This is a genomic window from Cytobacillus firmus (assembly GCF_023657595.1).
In the GTDB taxonomy this organism is placed as follows: Bacteria; Bacillota; Bacilli; order Bacillales; family Cytobacillaceae; genus Cytobacillus; species Cytobacillus firmus_B.
Genome location: NZ_CP098323.1, coordinates 1,339,728 through 1,355,883 on the forward strand (window position 1 = coordinate 1,339,728; position 16,156 = coordinate 1,355,883).

The window sequence follows — 16,156 nt, forward strand, 5'->3', positions numbered from 1 at the left end:
AATCAAGGAGAAAAAACAATGAATTGTGTTGAAAATGCACCTTATTGGGGTAAAGAAACTATAAAAATTCAGGGGGTAAAAAATGGTTTGGCTAGAAACTAAGAAGGTATTTATTGTTTTGATTGGCGCGGTATTGAATGCTATCGCGATGAATTTTTTTCTGATACCCGCTAATGTATATGCAAGCGGTTTTACAGGGGTGGCACAGCTCTTATCAAGTATTTTGGGTGATTTCGGATCAACAGGGATATTGCTGTTCATTCTAAACATTCCTGTTACCATATTGGCCTGGAAAAAGGTTGGCCGTTCGTTTACGATTTATAGTTTTCTAAGCGTCTTCCTGATGTCTTTCTTCCTGGAAGTGATACCTGTAATCCATGTATCCAGGGATATTCTGCTTAATGCCGTTTTTGGAGGTGTCATAGCAGCTGTAGGTGTAGGGATTACACTTAAATGGGGGGCTTCCACAGGAGGAATGGATATCATTGCGATGGTCTTGTCCAGGATGAAAGACAAACCTGTCGGTACATATTTTTTCACTCTTAATGCCATTATTATTATAACAGCCGGTTTTTTGTATGGCTGGGAAAAAGCACTATACACCCTTGTAACCCTTTATGCTTCTACAAGGGTTATTGATGCCATCCATACCAGACATGAAAAACTTACAGCTCTGATTATCACGAAAAAATCCGAAGAAATGAAAAAAGCGATCCATGACCATCTTGTCAGGGGAATAACAACTTTCCCTGCAAAGGGAGCTTTTACAAATGAAAATAAGGAAATGATGATGATTGTCATCACCCGATATGAGTTATTTGACCTTGAAAGGATCATAAAAGAAGTGGATCCGAATGCTTTTACAAATATTGTTCAAACCACTGGTGTATATGGTTTCTTCCGCAGGGATTAAATGAATGGAGGGATGAAGGATGCTTCGGCTTTTGGCTGCTGCTGTAATTATCCTCACTATGCCTATGCAAAGTTTTGAAGCTTCTATAAAGGAAATGCCTTTTGATTTTAATGTAATGCCTCAAGCAGGACAGGAAACACTAAAGATCGATTTGCTTCTGAGGAATAAGGCCAATTATCCGCTGAGCTTTGAGTTTGGATCCTCTCAGTTTTATGAAGTGGAGATTTTCAGTCAAGAAGGCGAAAAGGTATATTCTTCCTCAGAAGGAAAAGCATTTTTACAAGCTATTCAAACCATTGCCGTCAAACCGGATGAAAGCAAGGTATGGGAAGAGCAGTGGGATTACAGGTATAAAGGGAATAGAGTTAAGGAGGGAGAGTACATAGTAAAAGCCAGGCTTCTGGCATCAAACTTAAATGGCAAAAAGTTGGAGACAAAACCTGAATCTGAAGCATCTGTTTATATCCCTGGCCAAAATCCTTCCATTAGCCAGGCAAAGGTTACAGGCAGGAACGGCGAATATATCATATTATTTAAAGCTCGGCCAAAAAGCGGAAAGCTATGGTATACAGTTGAAGACGGCCATAATGAGCTGCAGTCTGAAAAGACCATATTGGCTTCATCAAATGATTGGAAGAGCTTTAGGATAAAGATAAGCCTTCCTTCTGAAAACATACCTGAAAACGGAACAGTGGTTTTGCATTTATATGAAAAAGATGAAGACGGAGATATTATGAATTCTTATCCTGTTATACTGGAAAGCAATTAAAAAGAGCTGGCAGCCATTGAGGCCGCCAGCTCTTTTTAGCGATACTGCGAATATTGTTCAAGTTCCTGCTGCATCTCCCGGAGCTGAGCCTGTTCAGCCGCTGTGGAGTTGGCAAATGCAGAACTTAAAGCATTTTTCGCCCGGGAAACAGTTTCTTCGCCTGCAGAATTTTTGGCTATTTCCACATATTTTCTGGCTTCCTGAAATAATCTGTTACCCATCGCTATATTCCTCCGAGGGATGATTCTTTCACATTAGCTAGTTTTTGGGCTTCCGCCTCAGCATAGGTCATGTGGTACGGGATACGCTCATCATGCTTACTAACAGTATCAGCACCCTGTTGAACGAAGCGTTTTGATTTATTACGTTTACCCATTCGAATCCCCTCCATGAAAGAGTTTGAAGCCGCAATTGGGCTGCTTCATCTTTAGTATGCTCTAAAGGAAGGATTTAAAAAGGGGATTTAATGGTTTCAATTTAATTCCTTTTGGTCAGCTGCTTAAAGAGCTTTAAGATTTAATAAGTCATTTAGATAAATGCCGATTCCATCTTCCTCATTGGTTAATGTGACCTCTTTGGCAATATTTTTCACCTGGTCGATCGCATTGCCCATGGCAATCCCGTAGCCTGCAAATTCAAGCATTTCGAGATCATTGTCCTCATCGCCAAAAGCAATGATCCGCTCGGGCGGTATTTGGAAATAATCAGCTGCTTTTTTGAGGCCAACAGCTTTATTCAGTCCCGTTTTCACGATTTCAATGACATGCCAGGGAGCCGCCCATCTGCGGTGGTCAATTACTTCGGCATGGACCTCGGAAAGATGATTTCTGATGGATTTTACATGTTCCTCATCAGTATGTATCAGCATGCTTGTCGGATTATCTTTTAAGTAACTGCGCAAATCTCCGGTCGTAATATTCGGATCGCCAAAACCGAAGATGTCGAGAAGCTTCTCATCATGGTAGTGCAAATAAACATCATCAATAACTTCTGCCACGATATTATGAATAGTATAGCTATTAACGGCTTCGACAATTTCCTTTGCCACGTTCATTTGCAGTGGTGTGTGGTAAACACCCCAATTATGGTCTTTAGGATGATGTATGTATGCACCATTGAAATTGACAATCGGCGTAGTCAAACCCATTTCACGATAGTATATTTCACTCGAGCGAAATGGCCTTCCAGTGGCAATCATTACTTCATGCCCTTGTTCACGTGCCTTTTGAATAATCATTTTAGTTTTAGCCGAGATGGTTTTGTCATCTTTTAATAAAGTGCCATCAAGGTCCAATGCAATTAAATGTTTTTCTGCCATAAGATCTCCTTCTAAGCGCTCAGCACTTTTATAATAATAATGTAATTGCAGCCAGCGGACTGCAGCGCATTGCTTATATTGAAGTATGCCCCGCTTTTCTTTTAAGTGTAAAGGTTTTGGAAAAGAAAAGTCCACATGTTAAACTGAAAATATAGAAAGAATTTACATAAGACAAGAGCTTAAGCTTTTACAAAATCATTTTATACATATATGTTATCAATATTATAATAATTTTGTAAAAAAATTCATCTTGGTACAACAGGTTTAGGAGGAAAAAATGTGGTTGTTATTGAACGTAAGCTTATCAGAGAAATTCCTGTTCTTGAACTTGCCAGACAGGAAATAAAAGGGGAACCCCTGCCTTTTATCATTTTTGTTCATGGGTTTACGAGTGCCAAAGAACATAATCTGCATTATGCCTATCTGCTTGCAGAAAAGGGGTTTAGGGTAGTGCTGCCGGACACCTTATTTCATGGGGAAAGATCCGAGGGCTTATCAGGCAGCGATTTAAACTTCAAGCTTTGGGATATTGTTCTGAATACCATTGCAGAATTGAACATAATCAGGAATGTCTATGAGGATAGGGACCTGATTGACCAGGGAAGAATAGGGCTTGTGGGCACCTCTATGGGGGGAATAGTCACTTTGGGCGCCCTGACACAGTATGAATGGGTCAAAACTGCAGTTAGCCTTATGGGTATGCCATATTATGAAAAGTTTGCTCAGCTTCAGCTTGATGAACTTAAGAAAAATAATATTAAGGTTCCGCTCACAAATGAAGAACTTGCAGATCTTCTGAGAATCCTTAGGGAGCGTGATCTGAGCCTTCAGCCAGAAAAGCTTGGCGGAAGGCCGCTCATGTTCTGGCATGGCAAGAAGGACCCGGTTGTTCCTTATTCCTATACATACCAATTTTATGAGACCATCCAGTCCCTGTATAGTGACTCACCTGAAACCCTCCTGTTTATATCAGATGAACAAGCGGGGCATAAAGTCAGCAGGGAGGGACTGCTTGAAACAGTTAAATGGTTCGAGGAACATTTATAACCTGTATTTTTTCAATTCATTTAAATTTTTGTTAAGATAAAGATAGTAAATAATGAAGGAGTGCTGCAGATATGGATCAGGATTTAAAAGACAGCATTATGGGTGCACTGGAGCTTGTAGTAGACCCTGAGCTGGGCATTGACATTGTAAATTTAGGCTTGGTATATGATGTGAAAATGGAAGAGGAAGGGAAAGCTATAGTTGATATGACTCTTACTTCCATGGGCTGTCCTTTGGCAGGCACAATTGTTGAACAAGTAAAGTCAGCGCTGGCAGATATCCCTGAAGTAAAAGACACTGAAGTGAATATTGTCTGGAACCCGCCTTGGTCCAAGGACAAAATGTCCCGCTATGCAAAAATTGCACTTGGCGTACGATAAAATTTAAGCTCAAAACAGCAGGAGTATTTCCTGCTGTTTTTTTGTGCCCTTGTGAGGTAGTTCACTTATTTCACATGCCGATTATCCTATAATAACAATGGAAAGACAAAATATAGTTTGCTTTGCGTTGACAAATGGCCGGGAGTAAGGCCATTAAGGAGGCATTTCTAATGGGATTTGATAGAGATTTTAATAAAGACCCTTTTATTGTGATATGGGAATTAACAAGGGCATGCCAGCTAAAATGTCTGCACTGCCGTGCGGAGGCACAATATAGGAGAGATCCGAGAGAACTTTCCTTTGAAGAAGGGATGGCCCTGATTGACCAAATCAGGGAAATGAATAATCCTATGCTTGTGTTTACGGGTGGAGATCCATTAATGAGGCAGGATGTATTCGACATTGCCGAATATGCGGTGAAAAAGGGCGTTCGTGTTTCCATGACGCCCAGTGCGACACCAAATGTAACGAAAGAAGCTATTGAAAAAGCCAAACAGGTCGGCTTAGCTCGATGGGCGTTCAGCCTTGATGGGCCAAATGCAGAAATACACGACCACTTTAGAGGGACTTCCGGTTCCTACGATTTAACGATTGAAAGGATTAAATATCTGCACGAGCTTGAAATTCCAGTCCAGATTAATACAGTGATCTCACGTTATAATATCGATTACCTTGAGGAAATGGCACAGGTTGTAGAAGAACTCAAATGTGTTCTTTGGAGTGTGTTCTTCCTCGTCCCAACAGGGAGAGGGCAGGAAAAGGATATGATCTCACCGGTTGAGCATGAGAAGGTTTTTACATGGCTGTATAACTTAAGCAAAAAGGTTTCCTTCGATATTAAGACAACAGCAGCCCAGCATTATCGCCGAGTTGTCATTCAGCAAAAAATGAAGGAAGCAAAAGATCAAAATGAGGATATTCAATATCTCGATGCACTTACACAGCAAGGGCTGACGGGTTCTATAGATGGTTTAGGCAGGGCGCCTAAAGGAGTAAATGACGGAAACGGGTTTGTTTTCATTTCACACGTTGGGGACGTTTATCCAAGCGGGCTTTTGCCTGTTAAAGCAGGAAATGTAAGGGAACAGCCGCTCGCTGAAATATACAGGGAATCACCCATCTTTAAAGATCTCAGAAATCCTGATAAATATAAAGGGAAATGCGGCCAATGCGAATTCCGTTATGTTTGCGGAGGATCGAGATCACGTGCATTTGCCATGACAGGGGATTATATGGAAAGCGAGCCGTTTTGTGTATATATTCCTAAGGCACTTAGAACGAAAGCAGCAAAAGCATAAAGGAGTAAAGGAGTGCATCATGACTGCACTCCTATTCAATGCTGCAGTATACGGCAGGGCAATTTTCACAGCCTATTTCATTTTTTAAATACTCTAGATCTTTAACTGTAATTTTTCCATTTATTATTGAAATAATGCCGTCCTTCTTCAGTTCGCCCAGTATCCGGTTGGTGCTCTCTCTGGAGGTGCCGCAGAAATTTCCAAGTTCCTGATTCGTAAGTGGCAGATCAATGAGTATGCCGTCATTTACTTTTATTCCATAGCTGTTAGTCATTCTGATAAGAGTTGAATACAGGGCACCTTTTTTTCCATTGAGCACGAGATCTCTGAATTTGGTCTGTGTATTGCGGAAATGGTCGCTCATCCATTTCATAAATTCATAGGCCAGAGTACTATTTTTAAAAATCTCCTTTTCCAGGACATCTTTTTTTATTACAGCTACCTCACCAGCTTCAAGAACTAAAGCATTCAATAAATATTTAGGATCGCTGGTAAATAAGGTCAGCTCACCAATGATTTCATTTTCCCCGCATAGCCTGAAGGTGAGTTCCCTGCCGTCCGCTGTTATCTTGCTGATTTGAATCTTGCCGGAAAGGATGATATATAGCTCATCAGCATCCATGCCTTCCTGAAAAATATAAGCCCCTTTCTGTGTTTTCATATGCCGGTCAGCGAAATGAAGAAGCTCTTTAATCTCAATGGAATGTGTCTGTTTAATGGCTGTATGAGCCATGGGAATCCTCCTTCATATAACAACTGTCTTTTCTCACAATAATATCATTTGTATAGTGAAAACATTGCCGGCTTTTGTGTCTTTATTGTGGCATTTTCTATAGAAATGGTCAGTCTTAACTAATAAACAGCAATTCCCTATTAACATTGCAGCGATTGTATGTTCTAATAGTAAAAGCCCTTAATTTGAGATACTGGGTTATTTCTGTTATTTTAAGGGAAAGGCTAAAATATACCTCTGTATAGAAAGCTTAATAAAGTCACTCTTTAAATGGAGTTGAACGGAATGGCTAAAACAATTATTAAAGATAAATTGAATAGACCTTTAAGAGACCTGCGCATTTCTGTCATTGACCGCTGTAATTTCCGCTGCCAATATTGCATGCCGGCAGAAATCTTCGGTCCTGATTTTGCTTTTCTTCCAAAAAGCGAGCTGCTCAGCTATGAAGAAATTGAACGGCTGGCTAAAATCTTCGTAAGCCTTGGAGTGGAGAAGATCAGGTTAACAGGCGGGGAGCCCCTTATGAGAAAGGACATGCCTAAACTTGTTAAAATGCTTTCAGACATTGAGGGATTAAAAGATATTGGACTAACCACCAACGGTGTATTGCTTCCCAAACATGCAAAGGACTTAAAGGAAGCAGGACTGTTGAGGGTTAACATCAGTCTTGACAGTCTGGATGATGAGCTTTTCGGACAAATCAACGGACGCAATGTGGGTGTCAAACCAGTTATTAAAGGGATTGAAGCAGCAAAAGAAGCAGGACTTGGCGTTAAGATTAATATGGTCGTCAAAAAAGGCCTGAATGATTCTGAAATTGTCCCGATGGCTAAGTTTTGTAAAGATAACGGCTTACAGCTCCGTTTTATTGAATACATGGATGTCGGCAGCACAAACGGCTGGAAAATGGATGAGGTTGTAACTAAAAAAGAGATTTATGAGATCTTAAAGGAACACTATTTATTAGAGCCGGTAGATCCGGATTATTTCGGAGAGGTGGCCAAGCGGTACCGCTATAAAGGCACCGATGTGGATGTTGGGTTTATTACATCTGTTTCTGAATCCTTCTGTTCAAGCTGCACTCGTTCAAGATTGTCAGCAAATGGCCAAATTTTCACATGCCTATTTAATGGTGAAGGGCACGATTTAAAGGAATTTATGAGAAAAGGCGCTACTGACGAAGAAATTACCGATCGGATTATTAAGATTTGGAATGGCAGAAAAGACAGGTACTCAGACGAACGGACAGAAGAAACCGCTGCAAACAGGAAAAAGATTGAAATGTCCTATATTGGGGGATGAAAAAGCATGTTTTGCTGTGTCATGAAAAATGGACATAGCGGGCAGGCTTTTATTTTTGCCGTTTGAATGCACAAAAAATCTGCAGCCGATATTGGCTGCAGATAATGAGTGTTTATATATATCGAGGAAAAAGAATATTATTTTCCAGATGAACATGCATGAACGTTTGGCTTTCTAAATCTTCAAGCCGCTTATATACAAGACGGTAAGAACCGCATGCATCAGCTGGAGGAGTAAAATCAGCTGTAATTTCCCTCAATTCCTTTAAGATGGAACCTGCATGATCATGCTCCTTCTCAAGCTCCCGGATATAGCTGATGATTTCTTCGCGATTTTCAACTTTAGGATCTTCAAGCTTCAGCAGAAGTGGAAAAACTGACTCTTCCTCTTTGGAAGTATGTTCAAGAAGCTCGTGCTTCAATTCATAGAATAATTGATGGACTCTAAGAAGCTCCTCATGGCTTTCTCCATGTACTCTTGACACCTTTGTTACATATGGGCTTAATTGCGATAGTTCTTCTTCAAGAGGACGATGATATCGATTAATGACATGTTCAATAATATCTTCTGATGTACTATCTGTCCAAACCTCTAAATTATCAGTTTGGTTTTCCTTTTGAATTACTTCGTTTAATTCGTTAATCAGGACGTTCATATCTGCTGACTGTTCTGAAACAGCACGCGCCAGCGGAATATTTCCGCCGCAGCAAAAATCAATGCGATGACGTTTAAAAACATCACTTGTCTTTGGAAATTCATTTACGATATCTTTTACGAGACGATCTTCTGTAATTTGTATAGTCATTGTATTTTCCTCCTTCTATCTTGTGAACTATCTAAAGAATATACGAATTCCCTTTTTGATTTGGTGATGGGCATCACACTTGCAGGCTTTTTATAAAGTTTTTTGGGTAGGCTCTTTTCGCATAAATTGTTATTCTTCGCCTATCAATGTTTTCCGTTGATTACCGCTCCAGGCTGCTCAGCGAACCGCGGGGCGGGCGGTGAGCCTCCTCAACGCTCCGCGTCTGCGGGGTCTCACCTGTCCAGCTACTCCCGCAGGACATTGAATAAGCTCCCTTGAGTAAACACCGCACGAAGAAAATGCGAATGCATTTTCGAGGATCTCGCACCTTCCGCTGCAATCAACTCAGTAAATAATATACAAAAAGCAACAAACCTTACGAAAACAGCCTTTGGGTAAACCCTGCACAGATGAAAACAGAAAGTGTGACGATTGTCATGTTATGGATTTTCATGTACGTTTATAATAATTGAATTAGAGAAGACATTAAGAAAAGTACATAGGAGCTGATATCATGCTGGAAAAAAGAACTCCCATTCCTGTTGCTGAAGCAGTTGAAAAAATCATGGCATATCAATTAACCGGAAGTGCAGAATACGTATCCATTAATGAAAGCAATGGCCGTTTTCTGGCAGAAGATTTAAAAGCGACAAATGATGTCCCTCATTTTGATCGATCACCATATGATGGTTTTGCTGTCCGTTCTGCAGATACAAAGGAAGCTTCAATGGAAAATTCCGTCGTATTTGAGGTGGTAGACCACATTGGGGCGGGGCATGTGACTTCTAAAAACATTGGTCCATTCCAGGCTGTGAGGATCATGACCGGTGCGCAAATGCCTCAGGAATGTGATGCAGTTGTAATGCTTGAACTGGCAAAAGCATATGAAGAAGACGGTAAGAATTTTATGTCCATAAAGCGATCCTATAAACCGGGAGACAATGTTTCTTTCAAAGGAGAAGATGCAAAAAAAGGAGATTCTTTAGTTAAAAAGGGGACAAAGATCAATCCCGGAATTCAGGCCATTCTCGCAACCTTTGGTTATGCAGAAGTGCCTGTTGCCAAAAAGCCTGTTATTGGATTATTTGCAACAGGAACTGAACTATTGGAAGTCCATGAACCGCTGGAGCCGGGGAAAATCAGAAACAGCAATGCTCATATGATTACAGCGCAAATTGAACGGGCCGGCGCGGAAGTTATTTATTATGGAAAGCTTCCTGACGAATTTGATACATGTTTTAATGCTGTGAAAGAAGCATTGAACAATGTGGATATGCTGATCACTACAGGCGGTGTATCTGTGGGCGATTTTGATTATCTGCCGGGCATTTATGAAAAGCTTGAGGCTGAGGTGCTTTTCAATAAAGTTGCCATGAGGCCAGGCAGTGTGACGACTGTTGCCCAGCATGAAGGAAAGCTTCTGTTTGGACTTTCGGGAAATCCTTCTGCCTGCTATGTCGGGTTTGAACTTTTTACAAGACCAGTCATCCGAAAAATGCTGTTCTCTGAGAAACCGCATTTAAGGAAAGAAACTGCTGAACTAGTGGCAGAATTTCCAAAAGCAAACCCGTTTACACGATTTGTCAGGACATCTGTTAATTATTTGTCAGGACGACTGGTGGCAGCACCAAGCGGAGTGGATAAATCAAACATTGTGATGAGTCTTGCCGGTGCGAATGCGCTAATGATTCTGCCAGGCGGAACAAGAGGCTATGGCAAGGGGGACACCGTTGAAGTGCTATTGCTTGAGGACCATGAAGGAAGCGAATGGCCATGGTAAAGGAACCTGTTATCTTTCAGGTAGCCGGCTATCAAAACAGCGGAAAAACAACGTTGATAAATAAATTAATTTCAGGATTAAAAGAGAAGGGGCTTTCTGCCATTACCATTAAACATCATGGTCATGGCGGCAAACCTGAAACCCCGGAAGGAAAGGATTCTACAAGCCATATTAAATCAGGGGCTGCCGCTTCTCTTGTAGAAGGGGGAGGCAGACTGCTTATGCATGCCGAGAAGAAAAGCTGGAGCCTGGAGGAGCAGGTAAGGATTGTGCTGCAGCTGCAGCCGGACGTCGTGCTTATTGAAGGTCATAAAAAGGCATCTTTTTCTAAGGCTCTCTTGCTAAGAAGTGATGAAGATATGCACCTTATGAAGGAATTGACAAATATCTGTACAGTGATCAGCTGGGATGATAACGTTATAAAACCAAACGATGCAAATTTTGAAGCGCCGTTTTTCAGCATTGGTGATCCCAAAGGTCCTGATTGGATTGTTGAGTATTTAGTGAGCGAAAGAATGAAATAAAGATAAAAGCAGAACAGCCCAATTCTATTTTGGGCTGTTTTTAATATCCTCAAAATTGAACGTTTTGTGGCGTTGCGTGTATCAGTGATAATCTTCACTTTCTATTTACCCAGAAGATTATATATTATAGGCAGAAAGCAGCGGGGAGGTATTATAGATGAAGTTATTTATGCCAAAACAGCATGGTGCCTGGGCAATGCTGATTCTGCCATTTTGGCTCGGAGCAGCTGCATCTGATATTATTTGGTCTCATATCCCGTTTTTTTTAGGATGGATATTACTATATCTGGCCACTTATCCAGGACTTCTGCTATTTAAAAGAAAAAGAATGGCTTTATACTCTAAATGGACAGCCATTTATCTGGTCCCGGCTATTTTACTCCTATTAGTTCCTTTACTGGAAAGGCCATCGATTATCATTTTCGGACTTCTTATGGTTCCTTTTTTTATTATTAATGCGCTCTATTCTTCCAAAAACAGAGATAGAGCATTGGGCAATGACTTTAGTGCTATTTGTGCATTTTCAATAGCAGGTCTTGCGAGCAGCTTCTTGCCGCAGGGGGAAATTTCACCAATGGCCTGGACTGTGTTTGCGGCATCTGTTTTATTTTTTACAGGAAGCACTTTCTATGTAAAATCAATGATCAGGGAAAAGAAAAATAGTTCCTTTAAATGGGTTTCATGGATCTTTCATACTGCGGTACCGATACTTTGGCTGCTGGCGGGCGGATGGCTTGTATCTGCTGCGTTTCTTCCCAGCCTTTTCAGGTCGATTGTATTTTATGGGAAGTCATTTACACCTAAAAAAATTGGTGTTTATGAAATTGCTAATGCTTCAATATTCTTCTTTATGCTATTATTTGCCATACACACTTGAGAACCGGCCTGCACAGGCCGGTTTTTTCAATTTATCAAGAAATCGGATAATTAATATTAGAAATCTTTAAAACTTCAGTAAAATAGGTTGCAATTTTTCAAACCAGTTTCTATAATAAGAGAAACATTAATTCATAAATATGTATATAAATGATTAAATATACAATAAAGTGTGAAAGGAGCAATTATGAACGTTTCAATAATCGGAACAACCGGATATGGGGGTGCTGAATTGCTCCGTATCCTCAAGCAGCATCCGGAATTTAACATTAAATCGATTCATTCTACCAAAGATAACATCCCCATTTGGACTGAATATCCGCATCTATATGGAATATTAGACGAAAATTTACAGGGAATAGATTCAGATCAAATAGCTGCCCAGTCTGATATTGTTTTTCTGGCTACACCATCCGGGATTTCGGGAAAACTTGCTGAAGATTTTTCAGGTAAAGACGTTAAGGTAATTGACCTATCCGGTGATCTTCGAATTCCGGCTCAAGCCTATCAGAAGTGGTATAAACACGCTCCTGCAAACGAATCACTCGTAGAAAAAGCAGTATATGGTCTTCCGGAATGGCACCGCAGAGAAATAGCATCCGCAGAAATCATATCTAATCCTGGGTGCTATCCAACAGCTGCTTTGCTAAGTCTTGCACCTGTTGTAAATGAAAATTTAATAAGACCAGATAGTGTTGTCATCGATGCAAAATCCGGAGTGTCCGGGGCAGGAAGGGCGCTTTCGAGAACAACCAGCTATGCTGAAGCAAATGAAAACCTGCGGGTTTATAAGGTAAACCAGCATCAGCATACACCGGAAATCGAACAGCAGCTGATGAAGTGGAATTCCGAAATGAAGCCTATCACCTTCACGACCCATCTTCTTCCGATAACACGGGGCATTATGACAACCAGTTATGTACAGCTGACCAAGGAATACACTTCTTCTCAAATTCTTGAACTTTATCAATCAGTCTATGAAAACCAGCCATTTGTCCGGATTCGTCCGGAAAATACTTTCCCTTCTGTAAAAGAGGTTGCAGGCTCTAATTTTTGCGACATAGGTATCCATATGGACTCCAGAACGGGCAGGCTGACAATCGTTTCAGTGATTGATAACTTAATGAAAGGCGCTGCCGGTCAGGCTGTGCAAAATGCCAATATAATAAGCGGATGTGATGAAGCAGCGGGTCTCGGATTTGTTCCGCTCTATCCATAAGGAGGAAAGATAAATGCAATTAGTATCTCAAGCTGAAGTAACTGAACTGCCCGCCGGAAGCATCATCACACCAAAAGGCTTCACAGCAGCTGGTGTTCATGCCGGACTGCGCTATTCCAAAAAGGACTTAGGGATTATTTTAAGTGAGACTCCTGCAAATTGTGCAGCAGTTTATACAACCAGCCATTTTCAGGCGGCTCCTCTAAAAGTGACACAGGAAAGCATTGCAGCAGATGGGCTCATACAGGCAGTCATTGTAAATAGTGCATGTGCCAATGCATGTACTGGGGAACAGGGGCTAATAGATGCTTATCAAATGAGAAAATCAGCAGCAGATAAATTCAATATAAAGGAACAGCATGTGGCGGTTGCCTCTACCGGTGTCATTGGCGAGTATATGCAGATGGATAAGATAGAAGAGGGTATTAAGATGCTGAAGCCCGGCAATGAGGCATTACACTCAGACGATTTTCAGACAGCCATATTAACAACAGATTTAGTGATGAAGAAATGCTGCTATTCTGCACTTATAGATGGAAAAACAGTCACGATGGGCGGGTCTGCTAAGGGTTCAGGAATGATTCATCCCAATATGGCAACCATGCTTGCGTTTATCACAACGGATGCGAATATAGCCAGCTCTGATTTGCAAATTGCTTTAAAACAGGTTATCGATCGAACGTTCAATCAGATAACCGTTGATGGGGATACCTCAACAAATGATATGGTAATGGTCATGGCCAATGGAGCCAGCGGTACCAATAAACTTTCGCCGGATCATCCAGATTGGGATGTATTTATACAGATGCTTTCCAAAACATGTGAAAGTCTTGCCAAACAAATCGCAAAAGATGGTGAGGGAGCAACAAAGCTGATCGAGGTGGAGGTATCGGGGACGAAAACCGATGACGATGCAAGAGTGATCGCTAAACAGATTGTCGGCTCGAACCTTGTAAAGACTGCTATATATGGAGCAGATGCCAATTGGGGCAGAATTATCGGGGCAATCGGTCAGGGCCAGCCGGCTATTGATCCGTCTTTGGTTGATATTGCAATCGGACCTATAGTCATGCTGAAAGATAGTGTTCCTTTGGCATTTTCAGAAGAAGAAGCAAAAGAGTACTTATCCAATTCTGCCATTCAGATTACTGTGAATCTTCATCAGGGAGCTGGCATAGGGAAGGCCTGGGGATGTGACTTATCCTATGATTATGTCAAAATCAATGCAAGCTATCGCACGTGAGGGGGAAGCTATTTGAAAAGTATAGTCATTAAATGCGGCGGCAGTGTTATGGAAGAACTGGGAGATGACTTTTTTGATAGTCTTTTAGTGTTAAAGAATGAAGGATACCAGATTGTTTTTGTTCATGGAGGCGGCCCGGCAATTAACAGCATGCTGGAACTTTATAGTATTCCTCATGAATTTGTCAATGGGCTAAGAAAGACGACTCCGGCAGTTCTGGAGGTAGCAGAGATGGTCTTGGCAGGACAATCAAACCGCAAACTTACCTCAATGATCGAACTGCATGGATTGAGAAGTTTTGGTGTAAATGGCAGTGATGCAGGATTACTAAAGGCAGAATGCATCAATCAGGATGAGCTTGGACTGGTTGGAGAAATAACGTCTGTTAATCAGTCAGTACTGGAAATGTTATTTAACGAAGACCTGGTCCCTGTCATTACTCCTATTGCAGCTTCAGAAGGAGGCACGAAACTGAATATCAATGCCGACTATGCTGCGGCAGCTGTTGCCAATGCCCTTAAAGCTGAACATTGCATCTTTGTAACGGATGTAAAAGGAATTCTCATTGACGGCAACCTCGCTCCCCGGCTTGACGCGGATGAAATTGAACAGCATATAAACGATAAAAAAATTACTGGCGGAATGATTCCAAAAGTTACCTCTGCCTTGAGCCTAATCAGCAAAGGACTAAATAGCGTAATGATTGTATCAGGTAAAGAAAAGTTTTATGAGGATGGCATATGGATCGGGACGAACGTATCTGCCAAGAAGGAGGTCTTAACTTGAGTAACCTATTTCCAACATATGCCCGGTGGGAAGTCGAGCCGGAAAAAGCAGAAGGAAGTTATCTTTTTGATAAAAGCGGAAAGCGCTATTTGGATTTCACCTCAGGAATCGGAGTCTGCAATCTGGGTCACCGTCCAGCAGCTGTCCAAAAATCTATTAACGAACAGCTGAATAAATTCTGGCATGTTTCCAATTTGTTCATACAGGATCAGCAGGAGAATGCAGCAAAAGCTCTCTCTGAAGCCGCGGGCATGGACCTTGTATTCTTTGCCAACAGTGGAGCAGAAGCAAATGAAGCAGCGATCAAACTTGCCAGAAAAGCCTCCGGACGGGAAAAAATCATTACTTTTCAGCAATCCTTCCACGGGAGGACCTTCGCCACTATGGCTGCAACAGGCCAGGATAAAATAAAAAGTGGCTATGGTTCCATGCTGGAAAAGTTTAAATATGTTCCTTTTAATGATATTAATGCATTAAAGGATGAGATGGATTTGGAAACAGCCGCTGTAATGCTGGAAATTGTCCAGGGTGAAGGCGGGATTCACATTGGGAATCAGGAGTTTCTTGCAGAAACAGAGAAGCTTTGCAAAGAATACGGTGCGCTGCTGATAGTAGATGAAATTCAGACCGGCATTGGCAGGACGGGGAAAGCCTTTGGATTTCAGCATTTTGACCTTGCTCCCGATATCGTAACCGCAGCTAAAGGCCTGGGGAGCGGAATGCCAATTGGCGCTGTAATTGGAAGAAAAACATTAGAAGGGGTGTTTGGACCGGGAAGCCATGGATCAACATTTGGCGGGAACCCGATCAGCATTGCTGCAGCTATTGCTACAATGAAGACAATATTTAATGATGATTTTTTGCAGGACGTTCAGGAAATGAGTGAGTATCTTGCTGAAAAATTGGCAGAATCGCTTGAACAGATTTCAGCTGTTAAGGAGATTCGCTATCTTGGTTTGATGGTCGGTATTGAATCAGATATCCCCCTTCCATCTTTGTTAAAGAAATTAAGAGACAAGGGCTTGCTGGCATTGCCTGCAGGGGAAAATGTTTTGAGGCTGCTGCCTCCTTTGACAGCATCCAGATCTGAAATAGATGAAGCGGTACAAATTCTTCAATCCATAATAAAGGAATTTTCAAAATCAGCTGTGTAAGCTGTATTA

18 protein-coding genes are annotated in these 16,156 nt (G+C 41.4%); 13 read left to right on the top strand and 5 right to left on the bottom strand.

Translation table 11 applies throughout. The annotated features are described in order from the left end of the window. Window positions 1-82 precede the first annotated feature (82 nt). Both NAF01_RS07030 and NAF01_RS07035 read left to right on the top strand, forming a co-directional pair. On the top strand, window positions 83-913 hold the full coding sequence (locus tag NAF01_RS07030; RefSeq protein ID WP_048011907.1) for a YitT family protein: 831 nt from the start codon (window positions 83-85) through the stop codon (window positions 911-913). Window positions 914-932: 19 nt separating this feature from the next. Next, the gene (locus NAF01_RS07035; RefSeq protein WP_197214625.1) at window positions 933-1,682 is read left to right on the top strand and encodes a BsuPI-related putative proteinase inhibitor; all 750 of its coding nucleotides are present in this window, start codon (window positions 933-935) and stop codon (window positions 1,680-1,682) included. A gap of 35 nt (window positions 1,683-1,717) precedes the next feature. Here NAF01_RS07035 and NAF01_RS07040 read toward each other — a convergent pair whose 3' ends face one another. From NAF01_RS07040 to NAF01_RS07050, 3 genes are all read right to left on the bottom strand, one after another. Beyond that, the gene (locus NAF01_RS07040; RefSeq protein WP_048011909.1) at window positions 1,718-1,903 is read right to left on the bottom strand and encodes a DUF3813 domain-containing protein; all 186 of its coding nucleotides are present in this window, start codon (window positions 1,901-1,903) and stop codon (window positions 1,718-1,720) included. A 2-nt stretch (window positions 1,904-1,905) separates the two neighbouring features. After that, window positions 1,906-2,058: a hypothetical protein gene (locus tag NAF01_RS07045; protein WP_174750431.1), complete on the bottom strand. Its 153-nt coding sequence runs from the start codon at window positions 2,056-2,058 to the stop codon at window positions 1,906-1,908. Between the two features lie 123 nt (window positions 2,059-2,181). Continuing rightward, the gene (locus NAF01_RS07050) at window positions 2,182-3,000 is read right to left on the bottom strand and encodes a Cof-type HAD-IIB family hydrolase (protein WP_048011910.1); all 819 of its coding nucleotides are present in this window, start codon (window positions 2,998-3,000) and stop codon (window positions 2,182-2,184) included. A gap of 279 nt (window positions 3,001-3,279) precedes the next feature. On the opposite strand from NAF01_RS07050, the gene NAF01_RS07055 reads away from it, so the two are divergent. From NAF01_RS07055 to NAF01_RS07065, 3 genes are all read left to right on the top strand, one after another. Then, complete coding sequence (locus NAF01_RS07055; protein WP_250802016.1) at window positions 3,280-4,047, top strand: alpha/beta fold hydrolase; 768 nt, start codon at window positions 3,280-3,282, stop codon at window positions 4,045-4,047. 71 nt (window positions 4,048-4,118) lie between these two features. Then, entirely contained in the window at window positions 4,119-4,427 is a 309-nt protein-coding gene (locus tag NAF01_RS07060) for a metal-sulfur cluster assembly factor (RefSeq protein WP_048011912.1), read from the top strand. A 170-nt stretch (window positions 4,428-4,597) separates the two neighbouring features. After that, a complete protein-coding gene (locus NAF01_RS07065; protein ID WP_163143761.1) occupies window positions 4,598-5,725 on the top strand; it encodes a TIGR04053 family radical SAM/SPASM domain-containing protein in 1,128 nt (375 codons plus the stop codon). Between the two features lie 31 nt (window positions 5,726-5,756). On the opposite strand, the gene NAF01_RS07070 is transcribed toward NAF01_RS07065, so the two are convergent. After that, window positions 5,757-6,458, bottom strand: a complete 702-nt coding sequence (locus NAF01_RS07070) for a Crp/Fnr family transcriptional regulator (protein ID WP_197214628.1) — start codon at window positions 6,456-6,458, stop codon at window positions 5,757-5,759. A 285-nt stretch (window positions 6,459-6,743) separates the two neighbouring features. Between NAF01_RS07070 and moaA the strand changes: the two genes are divergently transcribed. After that, window positions 6,744-7,760, top strand: a complete 1,017-nt coding sequence (gene moaA, locus NAF01_RS07075) for a GTP 3',8-cyclase MoaA (RefSeq protein WP_197207683.1) — start codon at window positions 6,744-6,746, stop codon at window positions 7,758-7,760. A 112-nt stretch (window positions 7,761-7,872) separates the two neighbouring features. On the opposite strand, the gene ric is transcribed toward moaA, so the two are convergent. After that, complete coding sequence (gene ric, locus NAF01_RS07080) at window positions 7,873-8,565, bottom strand: iron-sulfur cluster repair di-iron protein (protein WP_048011916.1); 693 nt, start codon at window positions 8,563-8,565, stop codon at window positions 7,873-7,875. 514 nt (window positions 8,566-9,079) lie between these two features. Here ric and NAF01_RS07085 point away from each other — a divergent pair. The 7 genes from NAF01_RS07085 (at window position 9,080) to NAF01_RS07115 (ending at window position 16,147) form a co-directional block, all read left to right on the top strand. After that, entirely contained in the window at window positions 9,080-10,345 is a 1,266-nt protein-coding gene (locus tag NAF01_RS07085; RefSeq protein WP_197214631.1) for a molybdopterin molybdotransferase MoeA, read from the top strand. Then, window positions 10,333-10,869, top strand: a complete 537-nt coding sequence (mobB, locus tag NAF01_RS07090) for a molybdopterin-guanine dinucleotide biosynthesis protein B (RefSeq protein WP_163143765.1) — start codon at window positions 10,333-10,335, stop codon at window positions 10,867-10,869. Before NAF01_RS07085 ends, mobB begins: the two co-directional genes overlap by 13 nt. A 157-nt stretch (window positions 10,870-11,026) precedes the next feature. Next, window positions 11,027-11,746: a YwiC-like family protein gene (locus tag NAF01_RS07095; protein WP_053071384.1), complete on the top strand. Its 720-nt coding sequence runs from the start codon at window positions 11,027-11,029 to the stop codon at window positions 11,744-11,746. Between the two features lie 186 nt (window positions 11,747-11,932). After that, window positions 11,933-12,964 carry an N-acetyl-gamma-glutamyl-phosphate reductase gene (argC, locus tag NAF01_RS07100; protein ID WP_197214632.1) on the top strand — a complete coding sequence of 344 codons (1,032 nt, stop codon included), beginning with the start codon at window positions 11,933-11,935 and terminating at the stop codon, window positions 12,962-12,964. 13 nt (window positions 12,965-12,977) lie between these two features. Further along, window positions 12,978-14,207 carry a bifunctional ornithine acetyltransferase/N-acetylglutamate synthase gene (gene argJ, locus NAF01_RS07105; RefSeq protein ID WP_250802017.1) on the top strand — a complete coding sequence of 410 codons (1,230 nt, stop codon included), beginning with the start codon at window positions 12,978-12,980 and terminating at the stop codon, window positions 14,205-14,207. Between the two features lie 12 nt (window positions 14,208-14,219). Continuing rightward, window positions 14,220-14,993 carry an acetylglutamate kinase gene (gene argB, locus NAF01_RS07110; protein WP_197245483.1) on the top strand — a complete coding sequence of 258 codons (774 nt, stop codon included), beginning with the start codon at window positions 14,220-14,222 and terminating at the stop codon, window positions 14,991-14,993. Then, complete coding sequence (locus tag NAF01_RS07115) at window positions 14,990-16,147, top strand: acetylornithine transaminase (protein WP_276570914.1); 1,158 nt, start codon at window positions 14,990-14,992, stop codon at window positions 16,145-16,147. Before argB ends, NAF01_RS07115 begins: the two co-directional genes overlap by 4 nt. Window positions 16,148-16,156: the final 9 nt, after the last annotated feature.

What these genes read in the sequence shown, in the direction of transcription:
- NAF01_RS07030 (WP_048011907.1), top strand. Translation starts at nt 83, where the DNA reads ATGGTTTGGCTAGAAACTAAGAAGGTATTTATTGTTTTGATTGGCGCG.
- NAF01_RS07035 (WP_197214625.1), top strand. Translation starts at nt 933, where the DNA reads ATGCTTCGGCTTTTGGCTGCTGCTGTAATTATCCTCACTATGCCTATG.
- NAF01_RS07040 (WP_048011909.1), bottom strand. Translation starts at nt 1,903, where the DNA reads ATGGGTAACAGATTATTTCAGGAAGCCAGAAAATATGTGGAAATAGCC.
- NAF01_RS07045 (WP_174750431.1), bottom strand. Translation starts at nt 2,058, where the DNA reads ATGGGTAAACGTAATAAATCAAAACGCTTCGTTCAACAGGGTGCTGAT.
- NAF01_RS07050 (WP_048011910.1), bottom strand. Translation starts at nt 3,000, where the DNA reads ATGGCAGAAAAACATTTAATTGCATTGGACCTTGATGGCACTTTATTA.
- NAF01_RS07060 (WP_048011912.1), top strand. Translation starts at nt 4,119, where the DNA reads ATGGATCAGGATTTAAAAGACAGCATTATGGGTGCACTGGAGCTTGTA.
- NAF01_RS07065 (WP_163143761.1), top strand. Translation starts at nt 4,598, where the DNA reads ATGGGATTTGATAGAGATTTTAATAAAGACCCTTTTATTGTGATATGG.
- NAF01_RS07070 (WP_197214628.1), bottom strand. Translation starts at nt 6,458, where the DNA reads ATGGCTCATACAGCCATTAAACAGACACATTCCATTGAGATTAAAGAG.
- moaA (WP_197207683.1), top strand. Translation starts at nt 6,744, where the DNA reads ATGGCTAAAACAATTATTAAAGATAAATTGAATAGACCTTTAAGAGAC.
- ric (WP_048011916.1), bottom strand. Translation starts at nt 8,565, where the DNA reads ATGACTATACAAATTACAGAAGATCGTCTCGTAAAAGATATCGTAAAT.
- NAF01_RS07085 (WP_197214631.1), top strand. Translation starts at nt 9,080, where the DNA reads ATGCTGGAAAAAAGAACTCCCATTCCTGTTGCTGAAGCAGTTGAAAAA.
- mobB (WP_163143765.1), top strand. Translation starts at nt 10,333, where the DNA reads ATGGCCATGGTAAAGGAACCTGTTATCTTTCAGGTAGCCGGCTATCAA.
- NAF01_RS07095 (WP_053071384.1), top strand. Translation starts at nt 11,027, where the DNA reads ATGAAGTTATTTATGCCAAAACAGCATGGTGCCTGGGCAATGCTGATT.
- argC (WP_197214632.1), top strand. Translation starts at nt 11,933, where the DNA reads ATGAACGTTTCAATAATCGGAACAACCGGATATGGGGGTGCTGAATTG.
- argJ (WP_250802017.1), top strand. Translation starts at nt 12,978, where the DNA reads ATGCAATTAGTATCTCAAGCTGAAGTAACTGAACTGCCCGCCGGAAGC.